This window comes from Xylella fastidiosa (genome assembly GCF_011801475.1).
GTDB lineage: Bacteria > Pseudomonadota > Gammaproteobacteria > Xanthomonadales > Xanthomonadaceae > Xylella > Xylella fastidiosa.
In genome coordinates this window covers 1378921-1398588 of sequence record NZ_CP044352.1, presented here as the reverse complement: position 1 = coordinate 1398588, position 19668 = coordinate 1378921, and the positions used below count along the sequence as shown (strand labels likewise).

Here is a 19668-nt window from a genome sequence, read left to right as displayed (position 1 = left end):
ACACGCATTAAGAATTTTGCTTGGTACGTTATCCGTACAGCGTAACAGCTATGGCGCATCTCACTCCTCCAAGCCACAGGTAACACACCGATCTGCAATGACTTCGACTCTCATTCCAAAGGAGACTTCTACTCCTGGTGGACGTGATCTGCGCGATGCAAGAGCCGATTATTTTTTTAAGCTATTGCTGACCGCCGCTGTCGCCTTCGTTTTAATCGCTTTAGTCAGTGCAGCGCTATCTATGCTGTGGGGAGGACGCCAAGCACTGCAACTGCAAGGCGTCAGCTTTTTCTATAGCACGGAATGGAACCCCGTAGAAAACAAATACGGGGCATTGACGCCGATCTACGGCACCATCGTCACTGCACTGATTGCGATGCTGATCGCCATGCCCGTGAGCTTGGGGATCGCTTTTTTCCTCACCGAAGTCGCACCGCGTTGGCTTCGCACACCCATTGGCACTGCAATCGAGTTATTGGCTGGTATCCCATCAATTATCTACGGCATGTGGGGCCTGTTTGTACTCGTACCGGTGATGACCGACTACATCACCCCGTTCCTTAATGATCACATCGGCACGCTGCCACTGATCGGCACGCTGTTTCAAGGACCACCGCTCGGAATCGGCACGCTGACCGCTGGCTTTGTGTTGGCAATCATGGTGATTCCCTTCATCTCCTCAATGATGCGCGAGGTGTTCCTGACTGTACCGACGCAACTGAAGGAGTCAGCATACGCACTGGGTTCAACCAAGTGGGAGGTGAGTTGGAACATTGTACTTCCCTACACTAGATCAGCAGTCATCGGTGGCATGTTTCTCGGCCTAGGCCGTGCACTCGGCGAAACCATGGCGGTCGCTTTCGTCATCGGCAACAGCGTACGTTTATCCCCTTCGTTGCTGACACCAGGAACCACAATTGCTGCACTGATTGCTAACGATTTCGGCGAGGCCACAGAAACTTACCGTTCGGCATTGCTCTTGCTCGGCTTCGTACTTTTTATCGTTACCTTCGCCGTATTGGTGATCGCTCGCCTCATGTTACTGCGTCTATCACGAAAGGAGGGCAACTGATGTCCACAGCATCGCAACATCTGTACAAGCGCCGCCGACTGATCAATGCTGCCGCCATCACGATCTCTTGTATCGCCGCACTGTTCGGCCTTTTCTTCCTTATTTGGATTTTGTGGACTCTCATCAGTAAAGGACTCCCCGGGATCGATCTAGATTTATTCACTAAAATAACACCGCCACCCATGCAGAAAGGTGGCCTAGCTAATGCGTTCTTAGGTAGTGCAATCATGTGCCTGCTTGCAATCGTCATCGGTACACCTGTAGGCATCGCTGCCGGCACTTGGTTGGCTGAATATGGCAACACATCCCAAACAAGCACAGTCGTTCGCTTCGTAAACGACATCCTACTGTCAGCGCCATCCATCGTGCTCGGCCTGTTTGTCTACACTCTCTACGTGATGCACACCGGCGGGCACTTCTCCGCATTTTCTGGTGCCCTGGCACTAGTTTTCATCGTACTTCCGATCGTCGTACGCACCACCGATGAGATGCTGCGTTTGGTACCAGGACAAATGCGTGAAGCAGCACTATCACTAGGTATCCCACAATGGAAGATGATCACACAAGTGTTATACCGCAGCGCATCGGCCGGCATTCTCACTGGCATTCTGCTAGCACTGGCACGTATCAGTGGTGAAACCGCACCTCTACTCTTTACAGCCTTTGGCAATCAATATTGGAGCAGCAATATCTTCCAGCCCATTGCCTCGTTGCCCCTGGTGATGAACCAATTCGCCAGCAGCCCATACAAATCCTGGCAATTATTGGCATGGTCTGGTGCATTGGTACTCACGGTATTCGTTCTTCTGGTTAGCCTGGGTGCACGTGCACTATTGCTGCGCAACAAGATACCCAACACATGAATTTTTCTCGAGCACCTTTCATGAATGACCTCCACAACGCATTGCCGATACAACGCATTGCCATCACGGCCTCTGCAAATGCGCCACTTACGACAACCCCAGTCAAAATTGCTACACGTAACCTTGAGTTCTACTACGGTACGTTCCAGGCACTAAAGCAAATTAATTTGGAAATTCCTGAAAAGCGTGTAACTGCCCTGATTGGCCCATCAGGATGTGGGAAGTCGACGCTACTACGCATTTTCAACCGGATCTATGCGCTATATCCAAAACTGGAGGCACGCGGCGAGGTGTTCTTAGACGGCGAAAATATCCTATCGCCGAAATACTCGATAAACCGGCTGCGCAGCAAGGTAGGCATGGTGTTTCAAAAACCTGTGCCATTCCCCATGACAATTTATGAGAATGTTGCCTACGGCATCCGTCACCATGAGGTGATGTGCAAAAGTCAAATGAATGACCGCGTCGAGCAAGCATTACAACAAAGTGCTTTGTGGGAAGAGGTCAAGGACAAGTTGAATCAAAATGCACTGGGCCTGTCCGGGGGCCAACAACAACGGCTATGCATCGCACGCGCAGTCGCACTAACACCATCGGTACTACTGCTTGATGAACCGACTTCAGCATTAGACCCGATCTCAACCAGTCGCATAGAACAGCTGATTGAGGAACTAAAAACCAAATACACCATCGTGATCGTCACCCACAACATGCAACAAGCTGCGCGCGTATCCGATTACACTGGCTTCATGTATCTAGGCGACCTGATCGAGCACGACCGCACCGAAACCATCTTTTCACGGCCATCCAAACAACAGACCGAAGACTACATCACTGGTCGATTCGGCTAACCACCACAGACGCACATATGAACAGCTCGTACAACCACCATATCGTGAAAAGCTACGACGACGAATTGAACAGATTGGTCACCGAAATCATACGCATGGGTGAAATCGCAGTCGCGCAACTTGAGGCTGCACTAGACGTGGTCGAGCGTCGAGACGATAAGGCAGCAGATCGCATCGTCATGAACGACGAAGCAATCGATGCACTCGAACAATCAATCAGTCACGAGGTGATGCGCTTGGCTCTACGCGGCCCGATGGCCCGCGACCTACGAGAAATCCTCGCTGGTCTGCGTATCCCCGCTGATATTGAACGTATTGGCGACTACGCTGCCAACGTCGCTAAACGCTCAATTGCACTCAACACCATGCCTCCTTTACCCCAGACTGCTAGCCTACGCGCTCTTGGCCAGCTTTCTGCACAAGCGGTACGGAACTCCTTGCTGTCCTACAGCAATAAAGATGAGCAAATCGCAACAAAGGTACGCGAGAATGACGCCCGTTTGGACGCTCAATACACGGCATTGTTCCGAGAGCTACTCACCTACATGATGGAAGATACACGTAACATCACTCCATGCATCCATCTACTGTTCATGGCCAAGAATTTGGAGCGAATCGGCGACCACGCGACCAATATCGCGGAAAACGTCTTGTTTCTTCTCAACGGTGAACAAATGCTCCCACCACGGGAAAAGTGCGATAACACCAGCAACGTAAACCTAGATTGCATTTTAGATTAAAGAATGAGCTATCAACTAGAGTTTTAACGCGTTATTTCGCAAACATCCTCGTTTCATAACATCAAAGAGCTTGTGAGAAAAGCACGACATGACATGATGATTACCTTCAATCAATAAGGTAACCAGCTAATCTGATCGCAATCCTCATTTTCATCGGTTATATCTCTCAGCAACCTCAGGTGCTCCAACCTGATCGAATGCTGTCCTGCTAGGCTATCGTGATGAACCAATCCATCACACCACCTACACACCCGCCAATGTCCCAACGCTTCCGCGGCTATCTGCCTGTAGTGGTCGACGTTGAAACGGGAGGCTTTAACTGGAACCACCACGCCCTGCTAGAGATCGCCTGTATCCCCATTGAAATGGACGATACTGGAAGGCTCTACCCCGGAGAAGTCACGAGCACCCATGTCATTCCAGCACCTGGTACCGACATCGATCCCAAATCACTGGAAGTCACTGGGATCATACTCGATCATCCGTTTCGCTTCGCCAAGGAAGAAAAGCTAGCGTTGGAACATATATTCACATCAGTGCGCGCCACAATGAAGAAATACAAATGCCAGCGTGCAATCTTGGTAGGACACAATGCGCATTTTGACCTCAATTTCCTCAACGCAGCAGTAACGCGAACCGCATACAAACGAAATCCATTTCATCAATTCAGCGTATTTGACACTGTCACTCTAGCAGGCATGGCCTACGGTCAAACCGTATTAGCACGTGCAGTACAAGCCGCCGGCTTGGATTGGAACGCAGCTGACGCACACAGCGCTGTCTACGATGCTGAAAAAACAGCTCAGCTATTCTGCACAATCACCAACATATGGCCATTAGTGGTTGCTGGATGATTTCTTTTTCCTCTCCTACCTACCTTCTGTATATCTTCAGACTAATACACCAACACAACAAAACACTCACTTAGACACGCCCTCATTCCTGGCAGTAAAAATCACAATGCCTACGTGGATGATTCCATCCACGATAGCGCAAGAAATATGAAAAGCACCCTTTAAAAAATATTTACTGCTCGTTCTTTATTCTTAGGTATTCCTTCATAAAAAATAGTCGTTTGATTCCAACCTCAAAGCGGCAATCAAAGAAAAGCATTGTGCATCTTGATCACCTTAACACTCACAAATAGTGCAGCACCATTATTGATGGTAATAAATCATACATACTTAATCTGTTTCTATTAACTAATGTATATAAATAAGTGCTGCCATCAATTCTAAAATGATGCAACCTCCCATTAACGTGCATACGCCACACTCCAGCGCACAATTGGCACTGCTGCCGCCCAAACACCTCAATCAATTAGAATCCCATGGCATGGAATCTCGACTGTTCAATACACCACCAAAAAAAGCGTTAGGCCAACACTTTCTTGTTGACCGTTACTACATCGACCGCATCATCCATGTCATCAACCCTCAGCCCAACGACCACATCGTCGAAATCGGCCCCGGTCAGGGGGCAATCACCCTGCCACTGCTGAAATGCTGCGGCTCCCTGACCGCAATTGAGTTAGACCGCGACCTGATCGCTCCGCTGACCGCTGCTGCTACGCCTATAGGCAAGCTAGACATCATCCACCGCGACGTACTCACAGTAGACCTCTCCATCCTAGCCAAACAAGGAAATAAAAAATTACGCCTGGTCGGCAACCTCCCCTACAACATCTCCTCGCCGATCCTTTTCCATGTACTCCAGCAAGCTGCAATCATCGCCGACATGCACTTCATGTTGCAGAAAGAAGTCGTCGACCGCATGGCAGCACCTCCAGGTAGCAAGGTCTACGGTCGGCTCAGTGTCATGCTACAGGCTTGGTGTGAGGTCACAACCATGTTCGTCGTGCCGCCTGAGGCCTTCCAACCACCACCGAAGGTAAACTCAGCAATCACCAGACTCGTGCCACGCGATCCAACAACAATCCGTATTGCTGATACAAAGCGTTTCAGCGACATCGTGCGTGCCGCATTTGGTCAACGTCGCAAGACACTGCGTAATTCCCTAGCCGACATATGCACACCGGCTCACTTCGAACATGCCGGGATACACACTAACGCACGTGCCGAACAACTGGAAGTCACCGAATTCATCGCACTCGCCAATGCCAAGAACACTTAAACGGCATTCATACGCTACTTTGCTTACACTGCACACATGGAAAACAATCCCAATTCAAAGATTGAGGTCGCTGTCTCGTCCCGCTTCCTCGACCAGCAATCTAATCGTAATGAAGGCCGCTACGTCTTCGCCTACACCATCCGGATCTACAATGCTGGAAATGTCCCTGCACGACTGATCGCGCGCCACTGGCAGATTACCGATGCAAACGGCAAAGTCGAATACGTCACTGGTGAAGGAGTCATTGGAGAACAACCACGGCTGCGTCCCGGCGAAGAATTTCGCTACACCTCTGGGGTCGTGTTGGGAACCGAACAGGGCCAGATGCAAGGACATTACGACATGATGGCCGATGACGGTACCGAATTCACCGCCACAATCTCCCCATTCGTACTCAGTGTGCCGCGAACACTACACTGACGGAGGCGCAATAGATGAGCATCTGGGCCATCGGCGACCTGCAAGGCTGCTACGACGCCACCCAACGTTTGCTAGAAAATATCCGCTTCGACCCTTCACAGGATACGTTGTGGTTTTGCGGCGACTTAGTCAATCGCGGCGGTCAATCGTTGGAAACGCTACGCTTAGTGCATTCACTCCGCAGCCACAGCGTCGTCGTACTGGGTAACCACGATCTTTCCCTATTAGCAGTTACCGTACGCAGCGAAGAAGAACAACGCAAGGTCAATCCCGATCTGCTACGCATCATCACCGCTGAAGATCGCGACGAAATACTGACCTGGCTACGCATGCAAAAACTGATCCATGTTGATCGCACCATCGGCTGGATGATGGTGCATGCAGGATTAGCGCCGAAGTGGACAACTCAGATGGCAGAGAAGCTAGCACACGAGGTAGAACAGCAACTACACGGCACCGACTACCGTAAGCTACTGCACAGTATGTATGGCGACAAACCGGAATGGTCGCCAGCGCTAAGCGGCTGCAACCGCAGCCGTGCAATCATCAACGTGCTAACACGCATGCGCTACTGCACTCCACGCGGGCGAATCTCTACCGAAGACAAAGGAACACCAGGGACGCAAACTCAAGGTATGTATCCGTGGTTTGAAGTCCCAGGCAGGGTTGAACGTGATCTGAAGATCGTCTGCGGCCATTGGTCGACGCTAGGATTGACCATCACTCAAGGTATCCACGCAATCGACACTGGTGCAGTCTGGGGCGGAAAACTCACTGCATTACAGATCGACACCGACGAATTACGCCTAGCACAGGTACACGGCCTGTCAATCGAACATCCGCGACACACGCACACACCGCGTCGAAAAGCAAAAAAGCGCCCCAAACGCTCCCCAAAGTAGTGGACGAACATCACTTATTTCTATAACCCAAGTGGTATGTTGCCAAGACAAGACAAAAACTCGTAAAAATGAGCGGCTTGTCGATGAAGCATCCACCAAATAACCTCTTTCCACTAATACGACGATGGCGATTTATCACTGATCGTTCAGTAGAAAAAATCATTGCAAAATACCAATGGTAAATCGCTCCACCGATGACACCTTTGCCTGAATGCCTCAGGTTAGATAGATCACAACGAATAGAGATTTTTTCTTCTAAGATTAATTTTAAAAATTATCTCTATAGCATTCTTGAGTAAAAATTTATTCTAGAATCAACAAAAATTGAATTTTAATTTCAATTTTCCATAAACTCCAGAAACACAATCAATATGACGATATAAAAATAAAAGCCATTAAAAATCTCCGCAATAACAATTCACACCGAATTAAAATTAACCATACAAATTGATCCTATAAATTCTTTCTTCTATAAAAATATTTTTTGAGACAGTTGTCTTACCATTTATTTAGAAATTGCATGAATATTTATAACTCATTCAAATGAGTCTAATCATCATGGGTTACTCAAAAAATAAACTAATGCTTCCTGTCCTTCGCACACTTATTTTGACAAGCGTTCTTTCCCCTACTGTCGTAGCAGCTTGGCCTCAACGTGGTACGTTGATTGAGAGCAAAGTTCTTGCTACCTATAAAAGGGATACGATTGCTGCCTTTCTACCTAATGACCCTCCATCCGAACAACCTAAATGCGATGTCCAGGTCGTCAAGCTGACTTATGCAACAGTTGGTGTACGCAGAGAAAATGCGACGGCGACAGGGGTCCTACTCATTCCAGACGGCCCAGACTGCCCGCGTCCTTATCCTATCCTCACCTGGGGACCATCCACTAGCGCGCAGCGTCATGTTGGGCAGGATAAGACTATTGTTAACGCTAACGGCAATACTCCATTAGTGACGCGTTTGGCGAGCCAGGGCTATGTGCTTGTTAGCCCTGATTATCTTGGATTAGGTGACTCTGACTACCCTTTCCATCCTTATTTACATCTGTTTACAGAAGTCAGTTCTACCATTGACGCGGTTCGTGCGGCCCGTGATGTGCTGTGGCATTCAAATACGCCGTTGTCGAACAAAGTGATGCTGTCTGGCTTTTCCCAAGGTGGGCAGGCTGCATTAGCCGTGCAGCGTGAGATTGAAGCGCATCAATCGCTATCTCAGGAATTTTCGCTTGTTGCCAGTGCGCCGATTTCTGGTCCGTATGCGCTTAGCCAAACAATCCTTGATAGTTGGAGTGGCCGGAACAAGGTTGGCGAAAACACGATCATCATCCCATTCGCAAGCTATCTCATCATTGGCATGCAGCGCACCTATCGCAATATCTACATCTCCCCACAGCAAGTGTTCCAAGAGCCTTGGGCGAGCAAAGTGGAGGCATTGTTTCCTGGAGATACGCAAATAAGTCTTAGTGATTTCCCTAAACCCGACCAAATCAAAACGTATTTCCAGCCTGCTTTCTATAACGATTTTCAAAATAATCCGCTAAATCCATTTCGCCGAGATCTGATACGTAACGATCTACTGACTTGGACACCACGTACTCCGACCTTGCTGTGCGGTTCTAGCAACGATTCCGTCGTACCACTGAAGAATGCCACCTCTGCAGTTGCATCTTTTAGTCAGCGTGGTAGTACACAGGTCTCTGTGTTGGACGTTGACAGTGGTAAGCCTAAAACCAATGATGGCCTGGCAGCACATTCGGCCAGTTTGGAGAGTTGTGCCATTGCGGTTCGTCACCAATTGCTCGATAAGCAACGTTAGTATTCTGAGCAGGGGGCCGAAATGCACAGGCCCCTTATGCTAACGCTTCTATAAACGTTGCAGCAGTACCTATCTCGGCGCAATGACCGAATTCATACCAAAGCACTACGCTTACCAAGGCATGACAACCATACTGAGCCTGACCACACGCATCAAACACGAGTTCATCCGTACCTGCGAGTAACCCAACTCCACAGTGAGAGGCAGTGCACCCAGATATCACAAAACATCAACACCCCCGACCCCAAGCCAAGTCATAAGCACGACACAAACGCTCAAAGTCCCTATACACTGCATCCACACTACGTTCCCCCCGTATTTTCAGCAATGAGCGCAGTAAGCGGGCTAAATTGTGCTCTCGCCACTTGGTCGCAGGAATACGTAGCGCACCACGATCGAAATCAATCAACCAGCACTGGCCAGCTTGGTCTAACAGAATGTTGTGAGCATTAAGATCCGCATGGTCCAGCCCCTCGCGATGAAAGCGCGAAATCATCCGCCCAATCTGCTCCCAATGTATCTCTTTGCTGTTCCCACGTACGCACATAGCAAGCGAAGACACTCCCTCCAGTCGCTCCATCAAGATCGCTGCTCGATATTGCACACCATGCCGCACGTAACAAGCAGCCAAGGGAGTTGGAACCGGCAACCCTCGCGAGATCAACTCACGCATCAAGCGGAACTCAAGGACACTTCGAGTACGGTGACCACCACACCAGAAGTAACGATCACGATTAAGCATAGCGATCATTCCGCCACGTCGGTACTGACGCAATACCGCATTCCCAAACGACGCCTCCACGAACCAAGCACTACCACGTCCTCCCTCAGATATCGGATGGGCTCGCTCCCCCCACCAAGCAGGCACAAATAGACCATACTCGACTTGCCGCATACGCTGGCAATCGAACAAAATAGCTCCTTCCCTGTGACCCTCGCAGAATGGCGTCAGGATTTCGTTGGCGTCAAATGCAACCATGCGTTCAAGTGTAACAATACGATGGAGCAAAGACCCTATTCTCTATGCCTGTTACGCTTATCAGCACTTGGAGACATCACTCACGTGTTACCGCTGGTGCGTACCCTGCAACGCGAACGACCCCAAGCACGGTTGCACTGGATCATTGATACCATGGGCAGCAAATTGATGGATGGACTTGATGGGATACACTTCCATGTCTACGACAAGCATACGGGCTTAAGAGGCATGCGCGCGCTACGTGCTGAACTCACACCATTAGGCCACTTCGATGCACTTTTGCACATGCAAGTGTCATTGCGTGCCAACCTCCTGTCAGCATTTGTGCCAGCGCAGCGTCGCATCGGCTACGACCACAATCGCTCCAAAGATTTGCATGGCTTATTCATCAATGAGCGCATCCCAGACAACCCCGGCATCCATGTGCTAGATGCGATCGGTAGCTTCTGCGAACCACTAGGCTTAGTACAGCGTGAAGTGCGCTGGGATCTGCCAGTGTCTGAGGAAGCACGGGCCTGGGCCTGGGCACAGTGGAACAATGATGGTCGACCAGTATTGATGATCTCCCCCTGCTCCAGTCACACCCATCGAAATTGGCAGGCAAAACGTTACGCAGCAGTCGCAGAACATGCCAGCGCCCAAGGCTGGCGGATCGTCCTATGTGGTGGCCGCAGCACCCTAGAACGACAGACAGCAGACACCATTTTGGCGCAGACTCAGGTACCACTACTGGATATGGTTGGCAAAGATACGCTCAAACAACTACCCGCCCTTCTTGAACGTGCCGACCTAGTCATGACCCCAGACTCTGGGCCGATGCATATCGCCAACGCATTAGGTAAAAAAGTATTGGGATTACATGCAGCAAGTAATCCACACCGCAGTGGCCCATATTCGGACTTACGTTACTGCGTGAATCGTTACGATGCGGCTGCACACAAATACCTAGGCAAACCAAGCAACATGCTGAAATGGGGGACCAAGATCGAGTCCAATGGAGTCATGGACTTGGTGACTGTTGAAGACGCCATCGCCGCATTCGAACGCTACCGCGCTGACTACGCACACCACTGAACAGCGAAGAGAAACATTCAAAGCGTCTCGGCTGATCGATAATCCTGATAGGACTTTTCCTCAACATAGGGGGAATCCAACGCGAGATTGATCTCCTTTTTAATCCGCGCACGCTCGTCATTCTCAAAATACACACTGCGCGCCAGATGAATGAACTGCTTATCGAAAGTCTGTGCCTTCTCCTTGAGCCGAATTTCATCCTCTATCCCCCACAATCGCTCATTGACCGCTTTCAACTCAGTGCGCAAACGTGGGATTTCACTGGAGGAAGTCGGGTATGCCATCCAAATCTTTTCCAGAGCTGAAAGCTCATTACGGACGTTAACCAGTTTCGCTACATCCGTGATCCTTTCAGACTTGATTTGCAGAATCGCAATCTTATCGAGCAACTCTCCGAAAGACATGGGTACGAAGATTCCTGACATAACAAGCACCAACAAAACTTAAGAGATGGAAGTATAATGCCAGCGGATTAAAATCGCATTACCAATACCTTGCTCTTCACCTTAATATACAAGCAAAAAATATAAAATACATCTCATCAACGCAGCATAGTAGGAAAATCAGATCAGAGCATTAAACGCATTATATTTCCATACCTATGTTCACCTCTAAGAATCCAACTGATTAAAGATCCATTCCTCTTTATAAAAGAGAAAAGGCATCAAGCAGTTTTTTCTTCAAATGCATATATATAATCCAAATAAAAAATAAGAAGGAAACTCATTTAAAAACAAGACAAACCCTCAAGAAGTCTTGTCATGAAACAATAGGTAGCATGAGTTATACAGTAACCAGATATTGATCATTCATCGATAATTTCAGAAAAAACCTATTAAAAATACAGCTTCAGCACATCATGAGGATGACCAAGTAGGTTCCTCGAAATGAATCTCAGTAAATCCATTATGTAAAAAATAAAACCACTGATGACTCAGTACACATATTTCACAAACATTAACTCCAGCACTGCCGTGCACAAACTCAAAGGCAGAAATCTAAACACTTTACAGACCACCATAAAGCCCAGGAATCACAGCATCAAATCGCATAACACCTACCGTGTTAGATGTATAAGTTTTACGCAATAACTGGCGGGAAGAGGGGGATTCGAACCCCCGAGGCGCTATAAACGCCTGCCTGATTTCGAGTCAGGTACATTCAACCACTCTGCCATCTTCCCGGCGATACATAGGCTATCGTACTTGGGTGCTAGTGACCCATCAAGCACATAAATAAGGGAGCGACATGTTGCCTGAATTACACATGATCGGCGATCATGCTTGGATCTGTTATCCACTACATTGCCATGCTTGAATCCGGCCACCTTTCACACCCTGGCCTAAGGCGCGATCTCAACGAAGACACCTACTATGGTGATGGCAAACTCAACCTATGGCTGGTCGCCGACGGGATTGGTGGTCATGATTGCGGCGAAATAGCAAGCGCTCTGGCACGCGAAGTGATCGTACGGGAAGTACGTGCAGGTAAGACACTCACCGAAGCAATTCACTTAGCGGATGAAGAAATCATCCATGCCTCAAAGCATCGCAACGACACCTTGCCGATGGGAACCACCGTCGTCGCAGTACGCGTGCATGGCACACACTTTGAAGTTGCTTGGGTTGGCGATAGCCGGGCTTACCTTTGGCACGATGGCCGCTTGATCCAACTAAACCAAGCCCACAACTCCATCCCTCCTCCTCAAGGTAGACTGAGCAATGAGAAAGTACATTCACGTAGCAATGTCATTACTCAAGCCCTAGGCATTACCGATCCTGCCCACTTGAATGTAGGCACGATAACAGGTGAGCTGACACCCGGTATGGAATTACTACTGTGCAGCGATGGATTGACTGAAGAAGTCACTGAGCGAGATATTGCCGCCACGCTCAAAAATAACGACTGTAGCGCCCAGGAATGCGTGGATACGCTGGTTGCTGCAGCACTTGATAATGGCGGCTCAGACAACATCACCGTGGTGCTAATTCGCTATCACTGACGTATGAAAGTCATCGGCTAGAGCCAGTACCCAAACAGATACCTCCAATTTCGACCAGTAACGACAAAAACCCAAACCTATATCGCATCCCACAGCACATGACCAGCGATCTTACGCAACTTGGCCAAACGCGCCTCATGCGCCTCCAGTTCGGATTGCGACGCCACCACACATGGACGTGTTAACAACACATCCGGCATAAATGCCACGCTAGCGGCATCGACACCACCACGGCTGCTCTCAGGCAATGCAAAACCAATTTCCTCTTGTCCAGAGGTCAACGCGATATAAACATCGGCCAATATCTGCGCGTCAAGTAATGCACCATGTAACTGACGGTGGGCGTTATCCACACCAAGACGCTTACATAATGCATCCAGTGAATTACGCTGACCCGGATAACGCTCCCGAGCCATCACCAAAGTGTCAAGCACGCTGGCACGATCTGTGATTTTCCCGTACTGCGAACCCAACCGCGATAACTCGTAATCAAGGAATCCCAGATCGAACGCCGCATTATGAATAATCAGTTCGGCACCATTGATATAAGCCAAAAACTTATCGGCAATCATGCTGAACTCTGGCTTGTCCGCTAGAAACTCCATCGTCAGCCCCGTTACCTCCTGGGCACCGGACTCAAACGACACATCAGGCTTGAGATAACGATGAAATTTGTCCCCACTGAGTCGGCGATCAAGCAGTTCGACCGCACCGATCTCCACAATGCGGTTCCCCTTGCTCCATTCCAGGCCAGTGGTCTCAGTATCAAGAACAATCTGACGCTTCTTATTCCTCATCGACTTGCTACCGTACTACGCTGCGCCATCGCTTGGCCGCGGGCCAATACATCAACCCGTTCATTATCCGAATCACCATTGTGAGCCTTGACCCAACACCATTCGATCATGTGCCGCTGCGTAGCAGCACACAACCGCTCCCATAGATCACGATTCTTGACCGGGTCACCGGCGGCAGTTTTCCAACCACGCCGTACCCAACCGGACATCCACTCAGTGATCCCTTGGCGGACATACTGCGAATCAGTATGAAGCTTGATCTGACAAGGCTCACTCAACCGCTCCAGAGCCATAATCGCAGCCATCAGCTCCATTCGATTATTGGTCGTATCAAGCTCACCACCAACCAACTCCTTCTCATTGTTTTTATAACGCAACAACACAGCCCAACCACCAGGACCAGGATTACCAAGACAAGAACCGTCCGTGTACGCGTTGATCAATTTCATAGATTCCAAAGGTTCAGAAAGCCAACAACGGACGCCGCAAGCCTACTCGGGCTGGAATCAAACCAGTCGGTACAACCATGCGCTTATCAGCTTCAAGCAGACACACAGCACGCCACGGAGCACGAATAACATCAGACGGCACACCACTTAGACGCCACGTTGGCCCAAGGTAGCGAACTGGCCGACGGCAATGCAAACCAGCATTTCGCAGTAATGCGCACCAACGCTCCGAACCCACCACAACCGGCCATTGCCGCAACCAGCGCAAACAATACGGACTCAACGGATTGAGCGCAAACAGATACAAAGATCCACCAGGTATCAATACACGTGCGCACTCCTCAAAAAATTCGACAACACTCTCAGAAACAACATGCTGCACCACAATCACACGCACACTTTCTGTAGGCAACGGCAATGGAAGCAGACAACGCACATCGCCTTTAAACCCACCATCGCACTGTATTAGATGCAATCCGCAGCCACTCAACACATTGGTTGATGGCACCTCTGTAGACACACTAAACCATAACCAAGGCTGGGACGATCGCTCACGCAACACATGAAAAACAAACGGATACTCAAACTGAATTAACAAACGCCCTGCCCCCGTTTCGAACCAGGATGAGAGACCCGTTTGACATGGAGGCAGAGCGGCAGGCATGGTCACATTCTATGCGACTGACTCCACTCCCCGCATTCGACAACAATTACATCTGGACATTGATTGCCCCTGACGGCCGAGCAATCATCGTTGATCCCGGACAAGCCTTGCCAATATTAGAAGCTCATTCCAAAGGACTCATCCCCACTGCAATCCTATTGACACACCACCACGCCGATCACATCGGCGGAGTGCCAGAACTGCTAGAACGCTGGCCAACACTTCCCGTCTATGCCCCACACGACACACGCATCGCACTGAATTACCACCGCATTGGCGAGGGAGATTCATTGAACATCCTTGGTATGCGATTCCAAGTTATCCACACCCCAGGGCATACTCACAGCCACTTAACCTTCATAGGTAACGATCTACTGTTCTGCGGTGACACACTATTCAGCCTAGGTTGTGGGCAGATCTTTGAAGGAACCCCCACACAGATGCTCGCATCATTGCAACGATTGGCTGCACTGCCCATACAAACCCGCGTATGCTGCGGTCACGAATACACATTGTCCAACGCTGCATTCGCACTGCACGTCGACCCCACCAACACCGCCTTACAAAAACGTCGACAACAAGCAAACGCCATGCGTCTCGCAGGCCTCCCCACATTGCCTATTTCACTCGAAAGCGAACTAAACACCAACCCATTCCTGCGTACGGCTGCACCTACCATCCATGCAGCAACAGCTACTCACCTGCAACGAACACCAATAGATGAAGTAGAAGTATTCGCTACGCTACGCCACTGGAAAAACAACTTCCCCATAAAAAACATCCCCTGATGTGCTTGTGCTGCTTGTGCTGCTTGTGCTGCTTGTGCTGCTTGTGCTGCTTGTGCTGCTTGTGCTGCTTGTGCTGCTTGTGCTGCTTGTGCTGTACAGAATTGAAAAACTTCAGGCCATACACCCTGGCTTGGACCTGTAACACCAACTGAATCATCACCCAAAGACCTGCAATCAAACACTAAGAACACATTAAGAAACAACAATAACGACGATGGAGATCCACCGTTGTGAATCTCTCCCATAGCATTCAGGAAAAACCAATTATCTTCATCAACGACGAATGGCACACATAACACACCCTTCGTTGTTCTGCATCCCACTTCTCTGATGACACCTTACTCATATAAAGAAAGAATGAATGAAAAGAAACGTCACGCTACTGCTTATAACAACCTTAACGATGATCTCGGTAGGAGTATTAGCAGGATGCAAAAAAGAAAATCATAGTTGGCAAGATCAACCTATCAAAAGCGTGAAATGGTTCAAGAAACATAACGCTGAACGCAAAGCCCAACTCGCCGCCTGTAGATCGAACCCAAGCAAACTGGCTATCACACCAAACTGTGCAAATGCCAGCGACGCAGACTAACTAATAACATGATTGGAAGAGATTAAGACACCATCTCATCCACACGCTGGCAAGTATGCATTCACCACCCTCTCTATTGACTGCACAGCCTAATATCATCATAAATAGTGCAATTAAATCGCACCTTTATATTATTTTCTTGTTAATTTTTGATGTAAAAAAAATAAAAATCTTTAAATATCATGACTGATCGTTATATCCATCAAGTGATTGATGCATTCAACGGTTATAAAACCGACATGGCAAACCCCATGAATTCATCGGACAACCCAGACCCCAAAAAAACACTTAGTCTCTTATTCACAACATATAAAGAAATGATCCTATGAAATAACAGGACGCAATTATCAAACAGAATTCATAACTAAATTATCAGCTTGCGCTTTAGCCTATTTCAGAAATACTGTCACAGTATTAAAGAAAAGACCTTGCAACCCAAACACCCGTAATTCAAAAATAATATTAATAAAATCAAAAACTTATCATAAAAAATGAACGATGCATTCAATCCAAAGGAAACGACCTTATTGACTCCGAATATCAAACATTTCTAAACACTCCCGATGAGACACCATAAAAAATTTAACGATAATTACATCTTCCTAAATACAACGACCTCTCAGATTCATATAAAAAGCGCATCTCAGTGCACCCACATGCTTTATATTTCGCTCATTTTTCCTATGCGAAATTTCGTTATTTATTCATGCCATATTTGAGAAATCATGCTCATATTAATATTTTCCGAATCGACTAGAATCACTTACTTGTTCAGACCTGCCTTAGGAAAACATCTGTATGGTAACTGTCTCGAACTCAAAATCCGCAACGCTATAAGGTGACACATGTCGATAGTCCTTTATGTCGGTGGAAGTAAGGATGGTGACAAAGGTGTTGTCCCATATGGTTTCAACAAAACCCGAACGATGACTAAAACAGGACCGGAAATATACGTACAGCGCACATTATCGCTCGCCAAAATTGGTACTGTCCGAGTCATGGCACTTGAGTCTCTTCAAGAAGATACAGTGATGGAACGTACCGCTGATCACTACGCAAGACGCGCAAGCTGAACCCAGGAGAGCGTCGTCACCTCCTCCCATCCTAAATATAGTGGCGACGCTTTCCACGGTTTTCACAGCCTGATAAGGCTGCGACAATGCTGAATTCCTGACAAACGGCTACCGCCGGATCCATGCAAAACAGCCTCCTCACCCAGCATATTGCTCAGATCATTGCCACTGAGATCTCCTCACAGCCCACCCAAGCACGCGCAGCCATCGCCTTGCTTGATGAAGGCGCAAGTGTCCCCTTCATCGCACGCTACCGTAAAGAAGCCACCGGCGGCCTGGATGACACCCAATTACGCACCCTCGAAACCCGATTAACCTACCTACGCGAACTGGAAGAACGCCGCTCAGCCATCCTCGCCAGCATCACCGAACAAGGCAAACTGAACGACCTCATACACGCCGAGATCCTCGCTGCCGACACCAAATCGCGTTTGGAGGACCTCTATCTCCCATACAAACCCAAGCGCCGCACCCGCGCACAGATCGCACGCGAAGCAGGCTTAGAACCATTAGCCGATAGCCTACTGACTGACCCCACACTGATTCCAGAGACCGTTGCCGCCAACTTTGTCGACCCTGAGAAAGGGATCACCGACATCAAAACCGCACTTGAAGGCGCACGTGCGATCCTGATAGAGCGCTGGGGAGAAGATGCCGCTCTGATCGGTGAACTACGTCAATGGCTCACCAACAATGGAGTGATTCATGCACGCCTCATCGACAACAAAGAAGACACTGGAGCCAAATACAGAGACTACTTCAACCATACCGAAGTGCTCTCCAAAATTCCCTCACACCGCCTGCTCGCATTGTTCCGCGCGCGCTCTGAAGAAATACTGCATTTAGACCTAGATCCCGGTAATGATGCTGACGCTGGCCATCAATACTGTGAAAGCATGGTCATGCAAGCCGCATGTGTCGCTGACCAAGGGCGCCCAGCGGATACATGGTTAATGACCGCCTGCCGCCTCACCTGGCGTGCCAAACTTCATATGCATTTGATGTTGGACCTCTTCAACCAAGCACGAGAAAAAGCCGAAGCAGAAGCAATCACTGTATTCAGCAATAACCTCAAAGATCTCCTGCTAGCCGCACCGGCTGGACCACGCATCGTTCTGGGGATTGATCCAGGCATCCGCACCGGCTGCAAAATCGCTATCGTCGACACCACCGGCAAACTGATCGCAACAGAAACAATCTACCCGCACGAGCCGCGGCGCGAGTGGGACAAATCACTACACACCCTAAAGACACTCTGCACCCAACATCACGTCACACTGATTGCCATTGGCAATGGCACCGCAAGCCGCGAGACCGACAAACTAGTAAGCGACCTGATCAAAGCGCATCCTGCATTGAAACTGCAAAAAATCGTTGTCAGCGAATCAGGAGCCTCCGTCTATTCTGCCTCCGAATCCGCCGCTAAAGAATTCCCCAACCTGGATGTCTCCTTACGCGGCGCCGTCTCAATTGCACGCCGCCTCCAAGATCCGCTAGCTGAACTAGTTAAAATCGACCCCAAAGCAATCGGAGTTGGGCAATACCAACACGACGTCGACCAATTTCACCTCGCCAAAGCCCTGGATGCACGTGTAGAAGACTGCGTCAATGCCGTTGGAGTCTATGTCAACACAGCATCCGCAGCATTGCTATCGCGCGTATCCGGCCTATCTGCGAGCGTCGCCGAAAACATCACTCGCTATCGCGACGAACACGGATCATTCAAACAACGCCAAGACCTGCTGAAAGTACCCAGACTCGGCGCAAAGACCTTTGAACAATGCGCCGGATTCCTTCGTATTGCTGACGGCAACCAACCTCTGGACGCATCTGCAGTACATCCAGAAGCCTACCCAGTCGTCGAACGCATTGTGCAAACCACAGGCAAACCAATCAAAGCATTGATTGGCGATAGCCACACCTTACGCATGCTCAAACCAGAACAATTCACTGACACGAACTTCGGAATACCAACCATCCGCGACATCATCAAAGAACTAGAAAAACCAGGCCGCGACCCACGTCCAGAATTCAAAGCTGTGCGATTTACAGAAGGCGTAGAAAACATCAAAGACCTCAAACCAGGCATGATCCTTGAAGGAGTCGTTAGCAACGTCGCCGCATTTGGTGCCTTCGTCGATATTGGAGTACACCAAGACGGATTAATTCACATATCAGCCCTAGCGGACCGCTTCGTCAAAGACCCACGTGACATTGTCAAAGCGGGCGACATTGTCAAAGTCAAAGTTTTGGAGATTGATGTACCGCGCAAACGTATCGCACTGACCTGCCGCCTCCATGAAGAAACACCACCAGAAACCCCAGCAGCGAATAGAACTGGGAATGAACGCGGCAGACCCAACCCCGTTGCAAAAAAACTCAAAGCCACACCAACCGAAAACGCACTCGCACAAGCCTTCGCACGTGCACGACTCAAATGAACGCACCCCG

Annotated in this window: 21 protein-coding genes and 1 tRNA gene; 15 read left to right on the top strand and 7 right to left on the bottom strand. The window is 49.1% G+C overall.

Annotation, left to right across the window (positions count from 1 at the left end):
• Positions 1-97: 97 nt before the first annotated feature.
• The 9 genes from pstC to F7G16_RS06125 all read left to right on the top strand — a co-directional run bounded on the left by pstC (position 98) and on the right by F7G16_RS06125 (position 8799).
• Positions 98-1072, top strand: coding sequence for a phosphate ABC transporter permease subunit PstC (gene pstC / locus F7G16_RS06165; RefSeq protein ID WP_004086093.1), 975 nt, complete (start codon positions 98-100; stop codon positions 1070-1072).
• On the top strand, positions 1072-1935 hold the full coding sequence (gene pstA, locus F7G16_RS06160) for a phosphate ABC transporter permease PstA (protein WP_004086094.1): 864 nt from the start codon (positions 1072-1074) through the stop codon (positions 1933-1935). The genes pstC and pstA overlap by 1 nt, the downstream gene beginning before the upstream one ends.
• A 20-nt stretch (positions 1936-1955) precedes the next feature.
• Complete coding sequence (gene pstB / locus F7G16_RS06155) at positions 1956-2786, top strand: phosphate ABC transporter ATP-binding protein PstB (RefSeq protein ID WP_011097998.1); 831 nt, start codon at positions 1956-1958, stop codon at positions 2784-2786.
• Positions 2787-2803: 17 nt separating this feature from the next.
• A complete protein-coding gene (gene phoU / locus F7G16_RS06150) occupies positions 2804-3526 on the top strand; it encodes a phosphate signaling complex protein PhoU (protein WP_038233099.1) in 723 nt (240 codons plus the stop codon).
• A 221-nt stretch (positions 3527-3747) separates the two neighbouring features.
• Positions 3748-4380, top strand: coding sequence for a ribonuclease T (gene rnt, locus F7G16_RS06145; protein ID WP_038233101.1), 633 nt, complete (start codon positions 3748-3750; stop codon positions 4378-4380).
• Between the two features lie 481 nt (positions 4381-4861).
• Positions 4862-5659, top strand: coding sequence for a 16S rRNA (adenine(1518)-N(6)/adenine(1519)-N(6))-dimethyltransferase RsmA (rsmA, locus tag F7G16_RS06140; protein ID WP_038231807.1), 798 nt, complete (start codon positions 4862-4864; stop codon positions 5657-5659).
• 36 nt (positions 5660-5695) lie between these two features.
• Positions 5696-6079, top strand: a complete 384-nt coding sequence (gene apaG, locus F7G16_RS06135; RefSeq protein WP_004088632.1) for a Co2+/Mg2+ efflux protein ApaG — start codon at positions 5696-5698, stop codon at positions 6077-6079.
• A gap of 14 nt (positions 6080-6093) precedes the next feature.
• On the top strand, positions 6094-6981 hold the full coding sequence (locus tag F7G16_RS06130; RefSeq protein ID WP_004088630.1) for a symmetrical bis(5'-nucleosyl)-tetraphosphatase: 888 nt from the start codon (positions 6094-6096) through the stop codon (positions 6979-6981).
• Between the two features lie 543 nt (positions 6982-7524).
• Positions 7525-8799: a lipase family protein gene (locus F7G16_RS06125; protein WP_004088628.1), complete on the top strand. Its 1275-nt coding sequence runs from the start codon at positions 7525-7527 to the stop codon at positions 8797-8799.
• A gap of 229 nt (positions 8800-9028) precedes the next feature.
• Here F7G16_RS06125 and F7G16_RS06115 read toward each other — a convergent pair whose 3' ends face one another.
• Positions 9029-9778, bottom strand: a complete 750-nt coding sequence (locus F7G16_RS06115) for a 3-deoxy-D-manno-octulosonic acid kinase (RefSeq protein ID WP_004088627.1) — start codon at positions 9776-9778, stop codon at positions 9029-9031.
• Positions 9779-9799: 21 nt separating this feature from the next.
• On the opposite strand from F7G16_RS06115, the gene F7G16_RS06110 reads away from it, so the two are divergent.
• Positions 9800-10852, top strand: coding sequence for a glycosyltransferase family 9 protein (locus tag F7G16_RS06110; protein WP_004088625.1), 1053 nt, complete (start codon positions 9800-9802; stop codon positions 10850-10852).
• Positions 10853-10869: 17 nt separating this feature from the next.
• Here the strand turns inward: F7G16_RS06110 and F7G16_RS06105 are convergent, their stop codons facing one another.
• Both F7G16_RS06105 and F7G16_RS06100 read right to left on the bottom strand, forming a co-directional pair.
• Entirely contained in the window at positions 10870-11277 is a 408-nt protein-coding gene (locus F7G16_RS06105; RefSeq protein WP_011098003.1) for a DUF6165 family protein, read from the bottom strand.
• 667 nt (positions 11278-11944) lie between these two features.
• A tRNA-Ser gene (locus tag F7G16_RS06100) sits at positions 11945-12035 on the bottom strand.
• 126 nt (positions 12036-12161) lie between these two features.
• On the opposite strand from F7G16_RS06100, the gene F7G16_RS06095 reads away from it, so the two are divergent.
• Complete coding sequence (locus F7G16_RS06095; RefSeq protein WP_011098004.1) at positions 12162-12854, top strand: PP2C family protein-serine/threonine phosphatase; 693 nt, start codon at positions 12162-12164, stop codon at positions 12852-12854.
• A 77-nt stretch (positions 12855-12931) separates the two neighbouring features.
• On the opposite strand, the gene dnaQ is transcribed toward F7G16_RS06095, so the two are convergent.
• Genes dnaQ through F7G16_RS06080 form a run of 3 tightly spaced genes read right to left on the bottom strand, consistent with a single transcriptional unit; the run spans position 12932 to position 14764 of the window.
• Positions 12932-13651 carry a DNA polymerase III subunit epsilon gene (dnaQ, locus tag F7G16_RS06090; protein WP_004088619.1) on the bottom strand — a complete coding sequence of 240 codons (720 nt, stop codon included), beginning with the start codon at positions 13649-13651 and terminating at the stop codon, positions 12932-12934.
• The gene (gene rnhA, locus F7G16_RS06085; RefSeq protein ID WP_004088617.1) at positions 13648-14100 is read right to left on the bottom strand and encodes a ribonuclease HI; all 453 of its coding nucleotides are present in this window, start codon (positions 14098-14100) and stop codon (positions 13648-13650) included. The genes dnaQ and rnhA overlap by 4 nt, the downstream gene beginning before the upstream one ends.
• A gap of 13 nt (positions 14101-14113) precedes the next feature.
• Complete coding sequence (locus F7G16_RS06080) at positions 14114-14764, bottom strand: methyltransferase domain-containing protein (protein ID WP_004088616.1); 651 nt, start codon at positions 14762-14764, stop codon at positions 14114-14116.
• An 11-nt stretch (positions 14765-14775) separates the two neighbouring features.
• Between F7G16_RS06080 and gloB the strand changes: the two genes are divergently transcribed.
• Entirely contained in the window at positions 14776-15552 is a 777-nt protein-coding gene (gene gloB / locus F7G16_RS06075) for a hydroxyacylglutathione hydrolase (RefSeq protein WP_011098005.1), read from the top strand.
• Here gloB and F7G16_RS06070 read toward each other — a convergent pair.
• A complete protein-coding gene (locus tag F7G16_RS06070) occupies positions 15462-15842 on the bottom strand; it encodes a hypothetical protein (protein WP_128712472.1) in 381 nt (126 codons plus the stop codon). The two genes, gloB and F7G16_RS06070, sit on opposite strands and share 91 nt — an antisense overlap.
• Positions 15843-15913: 71 nt before the next feature.
• Here F7G16_RS06070 and F7G16_RS06065 point away from each other — a divergent pair, with 71 nt between their 5' ends.
• The 3 genes from F7G16_RS06065 to F7G16_RS06055 all read left to right on the top strand — a co-directional run bounded on the left by F7G16_RS06065 (position 15914) and on the right by F7G16_RS06055 (position 19658).
• Positions 15914-16144, top strand: a complete 231-nt coding sequence (locus F7G16_RS06065) for an EexN family lipoprotein (protein WP_004088612.1) — start codon at positions 15914-15916, stop codon at positions 16142-16144.
• A gap of 845 nt (positions 16145-16989) precedes the next feature.
• The gene (locus F7G16_RS06060) at positions 16990-17217 is read left to right on the top strand and encodes a hypothetical protein (protein ID WP_004088610.1); all 228 of its coding nucleotides are present in this window, start codon (positions 16990-16992) and stop codon (positions 17215-17217) included.
• 122 nt (positions 17218-17339) lie between these two features.
• Positions 17340-19658: a Tex family protein gene (locus tag F7G16_RS06055; protein ID WP_004088608.1), complete on the top strand. Its 2319-nt coding sequence runs from the start codon at positions 17340-17342 to the stop codon at positions 19656-19658.
• The last annotated feature ends 10 nt before the right edge of the window (positions 19659-19668 follow it).

Coding starts and splice junctions, on each gene's coding strand:
- pstC (WP_004086093.1), top strand. CDS start 98: ATGACTTCGACTCTCATTCCAAAGGAGACTTCTACTCCTGGTGGACGT.
- F7G16_RS06110 (WP_004088625.1), top strand. CDS start 9,800: ATGGAGCAAAGACCCTATTCTCTATGCCTGTTACGCTTATCAGCACTT.
- pstA (WP_004086094.1), top strand. CDS start 1,072: ATGTCCACAGCATCGCAACATCTGTACAAGCGCCGCCGACTGATCAAT.
- F7G16_RS06055 (WP_004088608.1), top strand. CDS start 17,340: ATGCAAAACAGCCTCCTCACCCAGCATATTGCTCAGATCATTGCCACT.
- pstB (WP_011097998.1), top strand. CDS start 1,956: ATGAATGACCTCCACAACGCATTGCCGATACAACGCATTGCCATCACG.
- F7G16_RS06125 (WP_004088628.1), top strand. CDS start 7,525: ATGAGTCTAATCATCATGGGTTACTCAAAAAATAAACTAATGCTTCCT.
- apaG (WP_004088632.1), top strand. CDS start 5,696: ATGGAAAACAATCCCAATTCAAAGATTGAGGTCGCTGTCTCGTCCCGC.
- gloB (WP_011098005.1), top strand. CDS start 14,776: ATGCGACTGACTCCACTCCCCGCATTCGACAACAATTACATCTGGACA.
- rnhA (WP_004088617.1), bottom strand. CDS start 14,100: ATGAAATTGATCAACGCGTACACGGACGGTTCTTGTCTTGGTAATCCT.
- F7G16_RS06060 (WP_004088610.1), top strand. CDS start 16,990: ATGTCGATAGTCCTTTATGTCGGTGGAAGTAAGGATGGTGACAAAGGT.
- F7G16_RS06065 (WP_004088612.1), top strand. CDS start 15,914: ATGAAAAGAAACGTCACGCTACTGCTTATAACAACCTTAACGATGATC.
- phoU (WP_038233099.1), top strand. CDS start 2,804: ATGAACAGCTCGTACAACCACCATATCGTGAAAAGCTACGACGACGAA.
- dnaQ (WP_004088619.1), bottom strand. CDS start 13,651: ATGAGGAATAAGAAGCGTCAGATTGTTCTTGATACTGAGACCACTGGC.
- rnt (WP_038233101.1), top strand. CDS start 3,748: ATGAACCAATCCATCACACCACCTACACACCCGCCAATGTCCCAACGC.
- F7G16_RS06080 (WP_004088616.1), bottom strand. CDS start 14,764: ATGCCTGCCGCTCTGCCTCCATGTCAAACGGGTCTCTCATCCTGGTTC.
- F7G16_RS06115 (WP_004088627.1), bottom strand. CDS start 9,778: ATGGTTGCATTTGACGCCAACGAAATCCTGACGCCATTCTGCGAGGGT.
- F7G16_RS06105 (WP_011098003.1), bottom strand. CDS start 11,277: ATGTCAGGAATCTTCGTACCCATGTCTTTCGGAGAGTTGCTCGATAAG.
- rsmA (WP_038231807.1), top strand. CDS start 4,862: ATGGAATCTCGACTGTTCAATACACCACCAAAAAAAGCGTTAGGCCAA.
- F7G16_RS06130 (WP_004088630.1), top strand. CDS start 6,094: ATGAGCATCTGGGCCATCGGCGACCTGCAAGGCTGCTACGACGCCACC.
- F7G16_RS06095 (WP_011098004.1), top strand. CDS start 12,162: ATGCTTGAATCCGGCCACCTTTCACACCCTGGCCTAAGGCGCGATCTC.